General features: G+C 66.6%; 10 protein-coding genes. 6 read left to right on the forward strand and 4 right to left on the reverse strand.

From position 1 onward, the window contains the following. Positions 1–53 precede the first annotated feature (53 nt). Together Q9316_RS20710 and Q9316_RS20715 are read left to right on the forward strand one after the other, a co-directional pair. A complete protein-coding gene (locus tag Q9316_RS20710) occupies positions 54–941 on the forward strand; it encodes a hypothetical protein (protein WP_306035630.1) in 888 nt (295 codons plus the stop codon). After that, positions 941–2,431: a glucosamine inositolphosphorylceramide transferase family protein gene (locus Q9316_RS20715; protein ID WP_306035631.1), complete on the forward strand. Its 1,491-nt coding sequence runs from the start codon at positions 941–943 to the stop codon at positions 2,429–2,431. The genes Q9316_RS20710 and Q9316_RS20715 overlap by 1 nt, the downstream gene beginning before the upstream one ends. Here the strand turns inward: Q9316_RS20715 and Q9316_RS20720 are convergent. From Q9316_RS20720 to Q9316_RS20735, 4 genes are all read right to left on the reverse strand, one after another. Then, a complete protein-coding gene (locus Q9316_RS20720) occupies positions 2,344–3,501 on the reverse strand; it encodes a glycosyltransferase family 4 protein (protein ID WP_306035632.1) in 1,158 nt (385 codons plus the stop codon). The two genes, Q9316_RS20715 and Q9316_RS20720, sit on opposite strands and share 88 nt — an antisense overlap. Then, the gene (locus Q9316_RS20725) at positions 3,498–4,859 is read right to left on the reverse strand and encodes a lipopolysaccharide biosynthesis protein (RefSeq protein WP_306035633.1); all 1,362 of its coding nucleotides are present in this window, start codon (positions 4,857–4,859) and stop codon (positions 3,498–3,500) included. The genes Q9316_RS20720 and Q9316_RS20725 overlap by 4 nt, the downstream gene beginning before the upstream one ends. Positions 4,860–4,918: 59 nt before the next feature. Beyond that, a complete protein-coding gene (locus Q9316_RS20730) occupies positions 4,919–5,830 on the reverse strand; it encodes a WecB/TagA/CpsF family glycosyltransferase (RefSeq protein WP_306035634.1) in 912 nt (303 codons plus the stop codon). Between the two features lie 413 nt (positions 5,831–6,243). After that, positions 6,244–6,804 (reverse strand): helix-turn-helix domain-containing protein, encoded by a 561-nt coding sequence (locus Q9316_RS20735; RefSeq protein ID WP_306035635.1) that lies wholly within the window; start codon positions 6,802–6,804, stop codon positions 6,244–6,246. Between the two features lie 296 nt (positions 6,805–7,100). On the opposite strand from Q9316_RS20735, the gene Q9316_RS20740 reads away from it, so the two are divergent. The 4 genes from Q9316_RS20740 (at position 7,101) to Q9316_RS20755 (ending at position 12,658) form a co-directional block, all read left to right on the forward strand. After that, positions 7,101–8,816, forward strand: a complete 1,716-nt coding sequence (locus Q9316_RS20740; RefSeq protein ID WP_306035636.1) for an ABC transporter substrate-binding protein — start codon at positions 7,101–7,103, stop codon at positions 8,814–8,816. Positions 8,817–8,892: 76 nt separating this feature from the next. Further along, on the forward strand, positions 8,893–10,743 hold the full coding sequence (locus Q9316_RS20745; RefSeq protein ID WP_306035637.1) for a dipeptide ABC transporter ATP-binding protein: 1,851 nt from the start codon (positions 8,893–8,895) through the stop codon (positions 10,741–10,743). Beyond that, positions 10,740–11,708: an ABC transporter permease gene (locus Q9316_RS20750; RefSeq protein WP_306035638.1), complete on the forward strand. Its 969-nt coding sequence runs from the start codon at positions 10,740–10,742 to the stop codon at positions 11,706–11,708. The genes Q9316_RS20745 and Q9316_RS20750 overlap by 4 nt, the downstream gene beginning before the upstream one ends. After that, complete coding sequence (locus tag Q9316_RS20755) at positions 11,705–12,658, forward strand: ABC transporter permease (protein ID WP_306035639.1); 954 nt, start codon at positions 11,705–11,707, stop codon at positions 12,656–12,658. The genes Q9316_RS20750 and Q9316_RS20755 overlap by 4 nt, the downstream gene beginning before the upstream one ends. Positions 12,659–12,660 lie beyond the last annotated feature (2 nt).

Below are 12,660 nucleotides of genomic sequence, written 5' to 3' on the forward strand. Positions count from 1 at the left end.
AAGGTAGCATTATGTATTAAAGCCTCCATAGGTTTCAATTGGGGTGAGTCGCCATGAGCATCCTGGGTGCCCTTCCGGAAGGACTGGTCTGCCGACCGATCGAAGAGGGAGATCTGGAGGACGTAATCGCCTGTCTCGGTCGGGGCTTTCCCGACCGGCCGCCGGAACATTGGCGGGATGCGCTCGCGCGCATGGGCGCGCGCCCGCCGGTCGACGACCTGCCCCGCTATGGCTATGCGCTTGCCAGCGCGGGGCGGATCGTCGGCGTCATGCTGACACTCTTCTTCCGCCATTCCGACGCAGGCGGCGAACCCGTCCGCTGCAACCTGTCGAGCTGGGCGGTGGACGAGGATTTCCGCGCCTATGCCGGCAAGCTCATCATGACGGCCATGCGCCGCCGGGACGTGACCTATCTCAGCATCACCCCGGCCCCGGTCACGCTGAAGGTGACGGAGGCGCTGCGGTTCAAGCGTTTTGCCGATGGCCAGCAGATATTCGCGCCGATCCTGAGCCGGGCGGGGTGGGGCATGCGGGTGGTGCAGGCGAGGCCGGGCATGGCCGAACTCGACGGCCTCACGCAAAGCGAGCGCTTCATTCTCCTGGAGCATGCGGCCCTCGGCTGCGACGCCTTGATCTGCCTTGAGGAGGACGGCGCAGCCCATCCCTTCGTGTTCAAGGCGCGGCGCGTGCTACGCGGGCTCGTGCCGTGCAGCCAGGTCATCTACTGCCGATCCCACGAGGATCTCGGACGCTGCGCCGGTGCGCTCGGGCGTCATCTCCTGCGCCGGGGGCGGATGTTCGGCCTCGTCGATGCCTGTGCGCCGGTGCCCGGCCTCGTCGGCCGCTATTTCGCGGGCGTCGGGCCGAAATATGCCAAGGGGCCGAACCCGCCATGGCCGGGCGATCTCGCCTTCACGGAATTCGTCGTCTTCAATTCGTGATGCAAGGCCAATCCCTTTCGATCGACGTCATCGTCCCCAAGGATCGTCCACGCCGCTGGCAGGAGATTGTGATCCATCGCCTTGCCGCGGAAGGCCACGACCTCGCCATCCTGCACGACACGGCGGCAAGGCCGTGGCCGGCGTCGGCGAACGTCCTTCTTGCCCTGGAGCGCGCCGTCTTCCGCCGAAAGGAGGCGGGGCTTGCCGCGCCGCTCGGAGCGATCGCGCCATTGGCACGCCCGCGCCTACCTCATCTGCGCCTTGATCTGGCGGGCAATGCCGGGCTTTCGGACGTGCCGACCATTGCGCTTCGCTTCGACCGATCAGGCTGCGATCTGGCGGGCGCGGCGGCAGTGGCGGCAGGTCGCCTGCCGCTTCTGGAAGCGGTCCTTGACGGGCGGACGGTGGTTGGCCGGGCCTTGCCGATGATCGACCGGCAGGAGGCGACGGCACTCGGCGTGGAGGACATGCTCGCGCGGGCGATGACGCTGCTTGCCGCAACCGTGCGGGCTTTTGCCGAAGGCCGGCTCGCCGGCCTCGGAGTCCCCTTGCAAGAAGGCGACGGGACGGGCTTTGCCGGTGCGTACATCACCCGGGCCGTGCCGCGCCTCGGCCGCGAGGCGCTAAGACGGGCGTGCTTCCGCCAGGCGCACTGGCGGGTCGGGTACCGCTTCCATGATGGGCCGGGGGTGGCGCAGGAGGGCAGGCTGGGCACGGGCTGGCAGATCCTGCCCGATGCCGGCGACCGCTTCTACGCCGATCCCTTCCCGTTCCATTGGCAGGGGCGTCCCTATCTCTTCGTGGAGGATTACGTGCACGCCGCCGGCAAGGCGGTGATCTCCGTCGTGCCCTTCGGCGCGGACGGGCGGGCGCAGGCGCCGCGGGTCGTGCTGGAGGAGCCGCACCATCTTTCCTATCCCCAGGTCTTCGAACGGGACGGAGCGATCTGGATGCTGCCGGAAGCGAGCGCCAGCGGCCGGTTGACGCTCTACCGCGCGGTGGACTTTCCTGACCGGTGGAGCGCCGAGGCCACGCTTCTCGAAGGCGAGATTTCCGATGCGACGCTGCTCGAACATGAGGGCAGGCTCTGGCTTTTCGCCACCAGCCGCGACGGCTTCGGCAGCACGTCCGATACGCTGGTCATCTTCTCGGCATCGTCGCTTGCGGGCCCCTGGCGGCCGCACGGGGCCAACCCTATCTTGATCGACCGGCGGCGGGCGCGGCCGGGCGGCGCATTCATCCGGGACGCTTCGGGAAACCTCCTCCTGCCGGTGCAGGACGGCACACTCGGCTATGGCGGCGGGCTCGGCCTGTCGGCGCTGCTGGCGCTGGGCGAAAACACGGTCCAGCTCGGGGAGCCGCGTGCGATCCTGGCGGACGGCGACTGGCCCTATCCGCGCATTCATACGCTCAACCGCTCGGGATCGCTCGAGGTGATCGACGGGATCGTGGCGGTGCCAAAGCCGTGGTGGAGAAGCAGGGCCTCGTAGGCGGCGCACATCGCCTCCGGCGCATATTGGTCCGCGAGCTGTTGTCCGGCGGATGCGAGAGCTGTCGCAAGCGCGGGTCGCGCAAACAGTTCGGCCAAGCCGCCGGCAATGCCGTCGGCATCCGGCGGCACGAAGCGCGCTGCCGGCGCGCCCTCGCGCGTCGTCAGCACTTCGCGCAGCACGTCGAGATCGCCGGCGACGATCGGCAGGCCCGCAATTGCCGCTTCGACGGCGGCAAGACCGAAGGTCTCCGTCGTGGATGCGAAGGCATAGGCGTCGCCGGCCGCCAGGAATTCGAAGATACGGCCCGGCGGCACCTCTCCGACGAGATGCAGGCGGCTGCGCACATGCAGGTTCTCGGCGAGGGCGGCGAGGTTGTTCTCCTCCGGTCCCGTACCGGCGATGGCAAGATGCAGGTCCGGCACGAGCGCCAGCGCGCCGACGAGCGCGGCCTGGTTCTTCGAGGCGGCGAGCCGGCCGGAGGAGACCGCGAGTCGCGCGCGCGCCGGAAGGCCGAAGGCAGCACGCGCCGCCGCCTTTTCGAAGAGCTGCGGCGCGGCCGGGACGCCGTGGTCGATGCGCTTCAGACGTTTGCGATAGGCGCGCGGAAAGGTATCGAACTGCGCCGCGGTCCAGCCCGAATTGACGACATTGGCGTGGTAGAGGCCGGCCATGCCCATCAGCTTGTCGACCTGCGTCAGCAGCCCGCGCATGCCGCGCGTCTGCGGCGCGCCGCTCTGGTTGGCGACGATCGAGCGGGCGCCGCACAGGCGGGCGGCGAGCGTTCCGGCGATATTGCCGTAGTGCTGGAAGGAGATCACCGCATCCGGCCGTGCCTTGCGCATGTAGCTGATGAGGCCGAGCACGGCGCGCATCTGTCCGGCCGGCCCGCCCGGCTTGTGGGCGAGGATGAAGTCGGCATGCGGATCGCGGTCGTAGACATCGGTCTTGCGGTAGAGGAACACGGTCCTGACATCGTGGCCGCGGGCGCGCAGCCCTTCGCCCAGCATGTCGGAGATGCGCTGCGCGCCGCCGGCCTCGGCCTGGGTCTGGACCTGCAGGATCTTCATGGCCGGCCTCTCAGGATGGTGCGGACGGCCGTCGCATCCTGTCCGGCCAGGAAGCCGAAGACGGACGGGTCGATGCCGATGCGGCGGCGGGTGATGGCGGCGCCGATCACGCACCAGGCCATCATCGTTCCCGCCATACCGAGCGCGGCGCCGATGGGGCCGAGGGATGCGGTGAGGACGGCTGTCGCACCGAGGCCGATCGCATTAACGACGACGAGCGTGCGCAAGAGCGCCCGCTGCAGGCCGGTCAACTGCATGACGAGCTCCGTCGGCCCGCAGGCGGTGCCGACGAGCGCGCCGAGGCCGAGGACGATCAGCGCCGCGTGCATGGTGCCGGTCGCGTAGGCGGGGTCGAAGACGGCGAGGATGGACCGGCCGAGGAACACGTAGACCGTAAGCATGAAGAGTGCCACCGCGAAACCGGCGATGGCGGCGAGGCCGACGATGCGCTGGACATGCGCATGGTCGCCGCGGTGGAAGGTGCCGGCGATCTGCGGGGCGAGCGCCTGGTTGATGCCGTTGAGCGCCAGCACGGCGAGGCGCATGACCCGGTCGGCGACGAAGATCGCGCCGGCCGCCTCCGGCCCGAGGATGGCGGCGACCAGCAGGGTACTCGCCTGCCCGAGCGCGGGCGGCAGGGCCGTGACGCCCCACAGGCCGAGCGTCACGGTTTTAAATTCCGCCTTCTGCGCGTCGGTGAGCGGCCCGCGCGGCATGCGGTGCGTGTCGCGCAGGAGCACAAGCGTCTGCGGCATGACGCACAGGAGAAGCAGCACGGCGGCAAGCCAGGTCGCAGTGACCGCGCCGATCTCGGAGGAAATAAGGCCCGACCCGGCGAAGGCGGCGATGGTCAGCACGCGCCAGACGATGTCGCGCGGCAGGAGGCTGCCGATGAGGATATTCTTGGCGCGCAAGGCGCAGGAGGTGAATTCCGACCAGCCGAGCGCGAAGGTCAAGCCCGCGGTGGCAAGGCAGAGCGGCCGCCATTCCGCGACGCCGCCGCCGATGCCGGGCAGGAAGCCTGCCGCCGCCACAAGGAGGGTGGAGACGGCAATGCCTGCAAGGCAAACCCGGATGGCCCGGGCCATCAGTCCGTTGGCGGAAGCGATGTCGCCGCCATCGGCATATTGCGGCCAGAAGCGCATGACGGCCGCGTGCTGGCCGATGAGCGAGAAGAAGGAGACGAGGCTGGCGCCCGCATAGGCGGTGCTGAAAAGACCGAACTGCCGCTGGTCCGTTACCACCGCCGCCACCACGAAGAGCAGGAAGGTCAGGCCGGCGCTTGCCAGCTTGATGATCCCGGCGGCTGCGCCGTTGCGGGCGAGCTTGCGGATCGGGTTTCTTTCGGCCTTGTTCACGGCGCGTCCTGTTGACTGAGGTGAGCGGAAATATGCGTTCATTGCGTGTTTTGTCCGAGCTACCGCGAATAGCGCAGGATGACGTAGAGGGCGTGGGGATTGGTCGTCAGGTAGCGCCACAGCAGGCGGCGCGGTTCCACCGACGCGCGCCAGAGCCATTCGAAACCGGCATTCTGTACCCAGAGGGGCGCGCGCCGGGTCTTTCCAGCCAGATGGTCGAGCAGTCCGCCGGCCGTCTTGATGACGCCGACACGGCCGAGCCGGGCAGCGAAGTCGCGCACGAATAATTGTTCGCGCGGGACGCCGAGCCCCAGCCAGAGGATATCCGGCCCGAGCGCGTTGATCTCGTCGATCTTCCGGTCCAGCGCTTCTCCGGTCAGGTAGCCGTGGCAGTAGCCGGCGATGGTGAGTCCGGGATAGAGCCGCCGCACGGCGGCCACGGCCTTGCTGTTTTCCTTCTCGTTCGCGCCGAAGAGATAGAATGTGATGCGTTCCCGCTCGGCCTGCCGCGCCACGTCATGAAAGAGGTCGGTCGTCGCGACGCGCTCGGGCAGCCTTTGGCGGCACAGAAAGCGCGAGGCGAAGACCAGCGGCTGGCCATCGGCGAGGATCTGATCGGCCTCGCGGAAGAGGCCCGCAATGGTGCTGTTCGAATGGACCCGGGCGAGGACCTCGCCATTCGCCGAGGTTGAGTAGAAGGGGCGCTCGCCCCGCCGCCGCGCCGCGGCGATCATCAGCGCGGCCGCCGCCTGGCGATCGACCGCCGTAATCGCAAGGCCGCCGATCAGCGCCTGGGGTGCCGGAGGCGGCGTTTTCGCCCGGAGATGGCTCGTGTCCGCATGGTCCGACACTGTCTCCTGTGCCTCGAAATCGGACGCCGGGCAAAGCGCCGGCGGCACGACTATTATTCTACCATTGGATGCATTTCCTGCTGCATCGCGGTTGTTTGCGTCTCTTTCGAAATCGACCATGCTTTATCACCTCCGGTTGAGATGATTTAGCGCATGCGACCATAGGAGTTAAGCGAATCGTAAATAGTTGGTTAACTTATAACGGGAGTTAATTTTTAATAAACATCCTTTGATTGCATTGACGAGCAAGCCAAGCTTTGTATTTTGGCGAAAATACCATTCTAAAACAATTAGATGTGTGAGATGCAACCGGCTGCATTTCTGCGAGGCAGCCTCATGGCGTCCAGTGAGTCCGAATTACAATCCAAATTCGGGCGTTACCCGCGGGAGGCGAGCGCGGCGACGTGCGCAGCTCTGCGCAAGCGCCACTACGTTCGCTGATTGTGCCTCTAGGTTGTAAATGCGATCGAGAGAGCCGATAGGCCGGCAGGCGACAAGTCGTGAAGCTTTGTGGCTTCTTGATCCTTGCGGCGTTACGGGAAAAGCGGCTGCGTGCGGATCCACAGTTCCAGCGTGGTCTCGGTGCCGAGCGTCGCGGAGCGGTGGGGCAGATGCGACTGGAAATGCAGGGAGTCGCCCTTGTTGAGGATGTGACGCTCGCCGTCTATCTCCAGCAGCATGCTGCCTTCGAGGACATAGACGAAGTCCTCCCCCTTGTTGTGCATGATCTCCGAGACATGGCCGGGCGGGCGGCGCACGAGGGTCGGATGCAGCTTCGCGTCCGGGAACGCGGCGCCCAGGAATTCGTAGGTGCGCCTGGTGTCGCCCAGGCTGAAGGCCTCCCGCTTGCCGTGGCGCGACACGGTTCCCGATTGTTGCGGCGGCTTGACGAAGGTGTCGATGCTTGTGCCGAGCGCCTCAGCAATGTTGCAGAGCGAGGCCAGCGAGGGCGTCGAGGCGCCGCGCTCGATCTGGGACAGGAAGCCGATGGAAAGGCCGACGCGGTCGGCCACCTGCTGCAGCGTCATGTCGATGGCGCGGCGGCGCTTGCGGATCTTCTTGCCGAGGGTTTCTTCCGCGACGCTGTCTGTCACGTCTGCCTGCCTCGCTTTCGGTTCTGACGACATTGGAAAACCTGGTTTGCCGCGTGGATGATCTGCTCAAGATATGAGGCAAGCCATCTGCGATGTCGATCGGCGAAACCGGGCCTTGCCGGGGTTTTTGCTGCATCGAACCAAGCCGGTTCGTCCGCTTCTGCCGCCTGTAGAAATTTCACTACCGAACTTTAATTTCTTTTGCAATGCTTCAATTTTTGAGTAATGACTTCACGATCTGAGATGGGAACTCGAGGGAGGAGCCAATGCGCATGTACAGGAACGGAATGCCTCTGATGGCGTCGGTCGCCGTGGTCGCGATGCTTGCGGCCGGTGGCGCATTGGCGCAGGAGGAGCCGCAGGTCGGCGGCGTGCTGCGCATCCTGGCGACGGGCGAGCCCGACCACATGGATCCGGCGCTGGCCGGCATGGTGCCCACCAACAATCTCATGCGCGCCATTTCCCGGCAGCTGGTGAGCTACGAGGCCTCCAATGACGCCGAAGTGGCGATCAAGCCGGTCGGGGACCTTGCGACCGAGGTGCCGCAGCCGGCCGAGGAGGGTCTCACCTATACGTTCAAGCTGCGCGAAGGCGCGATGTGGAATGCGCCTTCCGGGGCGCGCCAGGTCACGTCGGCCGATGTCGAGCGTGGTTTCAAGCGCCTGTGCAATCCGCATATGCAGGCGTCGACGCTGACCTATTTCACGGCGCTGATCTCCGGCCTCGGCGAGTTCTGCGACGGTTTCTCCAAGGTCGAGCCGACGGTGGAGGCCATGAAGGCCTATATCGAGGGCAACGACGTTTCCGGCATCGAGACGCCTGACGATGCGACCGTGGTCTTCAAGCTCAAGGAGCGTGCCGGCGATTTCGTCTACATGCTCTCGCTGCCGATGCCCGCCGCGGCGGCGATCGAAACGCTGGACTACATTCCCGACAGCCCGGACTACCGCGCCAACTTCGTCGGCAACGGTCCCTATACGATCGGCGAATACACGCCCGATACCAGCCTGAAGCTCGTGCGCAATCCGGCCTGGAAGGCCGAGAGCGACCAGCTGCGCAAGGCCTATGTCGAGGAGATCGACATCACCATGGGTCTCCAGGCCGATGCGATCATGCAGCAGCTTCAGTCGGGCGACGCGGATCTCGCCTACGACATCAACGTACCGACCGCGATCCTGGCGACGCTGGCCGCCACGGGTGACGAGAAACTGACGGCCATGTCCGCCGGCAACACGAACTTCCTGTTCATCAACACGGTATCGGACAACAACAAGGGCGCGCTGAAGGATCTGCGCGTTCGCCAGGCGCTGCAATATGCCGTGGACAAGGCGGCGATCGTCCAGCAATGGGGCGGCGCGACCGTCGCCGAGCCCGCGAACGGCATCTTCGGCATCGGCGTTCTCGGCCACCACAAGTTCGATCTCTATCCCTCGCCGGATGCGAAGGGCGATCCGGAAAAGGCGAAGGCCCTGCTGGCAGAAGCCGGCTTCCCTGATGGTATCACGCTGAAGATGCCCTATCGCAACAAGGATCTCGAAGTGGCGACCGCCGCGACGATCCAGGCCAGCATGGCGCGTGCCGGCATCACGCTGGAAATGACCCCGGTGACGGCGGCCGACTACTATTCCAAGTTCATGACCAACCCGGTCAACACCAAGGAGGGGACCTGGGACATCGCGCCGGTCGGCTGGACGCCGGACTGGGTCGGCGGCGCGGCACGCTCCGTCTTCCAGCCGCAATTCACCTTCGACGGCACGCACCAGACCTACAACTACACCGACTACAACAATCCGAAGGCCAACGAGATCGCCGCGCGGGCGATCAACGCGACCACGCCGGAAGAGACGGGCAAGCTGTGGGCCGAGGTGGACGAGCTGGTGATGGCCGATGCGCCGGTCGTGCCGCTGATCGCCAACAAGAACCCGCGCTATCGCAGCGAGGCCGTGAAGAACTTCCTGCCCTATGCGCTGGGCGTCGAGGGCGACTGGACGAACCTCTGGCTGGAGCGCTGAGCGCCATGCCTCTTTGCCGGCGTCGCGGTTCTCGCGGCGCCGGACCATCTTCCGTCAGAAGAAAACAGGGTCGGCTGTGACCATTCTCGAAGCCAAGGGTCTTACCGTAGACATCCCGACCGAGGACGGGGTGGTGCATGCGGTGTGCAACGTCTCGTTTTCCGTCCGGCCAGGCTCGTTGTTCGGCATCGCCGGGGAATCCGGCTCCGGCAAGAGCGTGCTCACGCAGGCCGTGACGGGGCTGCTCGCCAATGCGGAAATCGGCGGCGAGGTGCTCTTCGAGGGGCGAAACCTGGTCGGCCTGCCGCAGGAGGAGATGCGCCGGCTGCGGGGCGGGCGCATCGGCATGATCTTCCAGGACCCGCTCTCCAGCCTGCATCCGTTCTACACGATCGGCGCGCAGATCGCCGAGATGGTGCACGCACATGAGAAGGTGAGCGCGGCCGAGGCGCGGGCGCGGGTGATCGACATGCTCGGCAAGGTCGGCATCCCGTCGCCGGCCGACCGGTTCGACGACTATCCTCATCAATTCTCCGGCGGCATGCGTCAGCGCGTGATGATCGCCATGGCGCTCATCCTGAAGCCGGCGCTCGTCATCGCCGATGAGCCGACGACGGCGCTCGACGTGACGGTGCAGGCGCAGATCGTATCGCTGCTTGATGCGATGCGGCGGGATTTCGGCACGACGGTCATCCTCATCACCCACGATCTGGGGCTGCTGTCGAGCGTCGCCGACGACGTCATGGTGATGTATGCCGGCCATCGGCTGGAATACGGGCGCGCCGCCGACGTGTTTCGCCGGCCGGCCCATCCTTACACCGCGGGCCTCCTGCGCTCCACGCCTGCGAGCTACCGGCCGGGCACGGAGCTCGCCCCGATAAGCGGCCGGCCGCCGAGCCTGCTCGCAACGCCCGCTGGCTGCGTTTTCGCGCCGCGCTGCGCCGAGGCGCTGCCGCGCTGTTCGAACGAGCCGCCGCCGCTGCGCCTCTATAGCGACGGAGTGGAATCCCTCTGTTGGCTGGAGGAGGGGGCCGGAAAGGCAAGGCCTGCGGCCAAAGCGGTTGCTGCCCCTGTGCAGGCGGTTGCCGCCGAACCGGTCGCGGAAATCGAGGATGTGCGCCTGACCTATCAGATCGGCAGCTTCTTCGGTCCAAAGCGGTCGCTCGACGTGCTCAAAGGCATAGACCTGACCATCGGGCGGGGCGAGACCGTGGGCCTTGTCGGCGAGAGCGGCTGCGGGAAATCGACGCTCGCCCGCATCGTCGCGGGCCTCACGCCGGCGACGTCCGGCCGCGTCCGGGTGCTCGGCCGCGACATGGGCGCGCTCGACGCCCGGCAATGGCGGGAGATGCGCCAGCAGGTCCAGCTCGTGTTCCAGGATCCGTTCGGCTCGCTGAACCCGCGTCGGCGCGTGGGCGCCATCATCGGCGATCCCTTCCGCCTGCATGGCATCGCCTCCGGCGAGGCGCGCCGGGCCAAGGTGCGCGAGCTGATGGAGATCGTCGGGCTCAACCCCGAGCACTATAACCGCTTCCCCTCGGAATTCTCCGGTGGCCAGCGCCAGCGGATCGGCATCGCGCGGGCCCTGGCGCTGAATCCGGGACTGATCATCTGCGACGAGCCGGTCTCGGCGCTGGACGTGTCGATCCAGGCGCAGGTGCTGAACCTGCTGCGCCGCCTTCAGCGTGAACTGGGCCTGACCTATCTTTTCATCTCCCACGACCTCTCGGTCGTGCGCCATGTGTGTGATCGCATCGCCGTCATGCAGGGCGGCAGGATCGTCGAGCTGGAGACCGCCGAGCGATTGTTCGCCGCCCCGCAGCACCCCTATACGAAGACGCTGCTGGCGGCGTCCAAGACGATCCCTGTCTTCGAGGAGAAGGAACGGCGCTCACTGGTCGAAACGCGGCTGCAGGTGGCATCATGAGCGAAAGCGTGGCGAAAGAACCGCTTGCGGAAAGCGAAATCGTCCAGCGCGGCTCCTTCGAGCTGACGCTGCGGCGGCTGAGGCGCGACAAGGCGAGCATGATGGCCTTCACCGTCATCCTTGCAATCATTCTCCTTGCCGTCGGCGCGCCGCTGGTCGCCGCGATGACCGGTCATTCGCCGATCGAGCAGTTCCGCGATACCGGTCTTTCGCCGGCGGGCATTCCCGTCGGGCCGGGAGCGGAATTCTGGCTCGGCACGGACCAGCTCGGCCGCGACGTGCTGGTGCGCCTTGCCTACGGCGCGCAGGTCTCGCTGCTCGTCGGGGTCTTCGCCTCGCTGATCGCCTCGTTCATCGCGGTCGTCATCGGCACGACGGCCGGCTATTTCGGCGGCACGGTCGATCTCGTCCTCAGCCGCGTCACCGACCTCGTGATGAGCGTGCCGTTCCTGCTGTGCGCGCTCGCGCTGGTTTCCGCCTTCGGGCCGAGCCTTACCCTCAGCGTCGCCGTCATCGTGTTCTTCAGCTGGGCGCCCATGGCGCGCGTCATCCGCGGTCAGGTGATCTCGCTCCGTCGGCAGGATTTCGTGCAGGCCAGCCGCTCGCTCGGCGCGGGGCCGCTGTCGATCATGGTCGTCGACATCCTGCCCAACCTCGCGGTGCCCATCATCGTCTACACCACGATGCAGATCCCCAATTCCATCGTCTTCGAGGCGACGCTCTCCTTCCTCGGCATGGGCATCGTGCCGCCGACGCCGAGCTGGGGTGGAATGCTGGCCGACGCCTCGTCCAACTCGCTCTATCTCGTCGCCTGGTGGCTGGTCTTCGTGCCCGGCACGGCGCTGCTCATGACGACGCTGGCCTTCAACATCCTGGGCGACGGCCTGCGCGATGCGCTCGATCCGAAGAGCGCGCGGACCGCCCGCCACCTGAAGCGCCGGCCGAAGGGAGCCGCAAAGCGATGATCCGGTTCCTTACCCGCCGCGTCGCCTTCGGCGCGGGCGTCCTGCTCGTCCTCTCGGCCTTCGTCTTCTTCCTGTTCTTCGTTGCGCCCGGCGATCCGGCCCGCATGATCGCCGGCGACAAGGCGACGGAAAGCCAGCTCGCACAGATCCGCAAGAACCTCGGTGTCGACAAGCCGATCTTCGTCCAGTACGGCGCCTTCATGGGCAAGGCGCTCTCCGGCGATCTCGGCTTCTCCTACCGCAACCAGCAGCCCGTCGCGCCGATCGTCCTGCGGCGCATTCCGGTGACGCTCTCGCTGGTGCTCGGCGGCGCGGTGCTGTGGCTTTCCATCGGTGTGCCGATCGGCATCATGTCGGCGCGCCATGCCGGCAGCCTGCGGGACCGGCTGGGGCAGGCCTTCATCCTGGTCGGCCTCAGCTTCCCGACCTTCGTGCTCGGCATGATGTCGCTGTACCTCCTCTATTTCCTGCCGAAACAGGCGGGGTTCACCCTGTTCCCGGCCGGCGGCTACAAGGCGCTGACGAGCAACCCCGCGCTATGGGCCTGGCATTTGGCGCTGCCGTGGACGACGCTGGCTCTGACCATGGCCGCCGTCTACGCGCGCCTCACCCGGGGCCAGATGCTGGAGGTGATGGGCGAGGACTATATTCGCACCGCCCGCGCCAAGGGGCTTTCCGAGCGCCGCGTCGTGTGGAAACATGGCCTCCGCGCGGCGCTGACGCCGCTCGTCACGCAACTCGGCGCGGATATCGCCATGCTGCTCGGCGGCGTCATCATCATCGAGCAGGTCTATGGCCTTCAGGGTGTCGGGGCGCTCGCCGTGCAGGCGGTGGCCAACCAGGACCGGCCGATCATCATCGGCGTGGTGCTGCTCGGCGGGCTGTTCATCGTGATCGCCAACATCGTCGTCGACCTTTTCTATGTGCTGCTCGACCCGCGGGTACGTTGAGG

The organism is Shinella zoogloeoides (assembly GCF_030733845.1).
GTDB lineage: Bacteria > Pseudomonadota > Alphaproteobacteria > Rhizobiales > Rhizobiaceae > Shinella > Shinella zoogloeoides_C.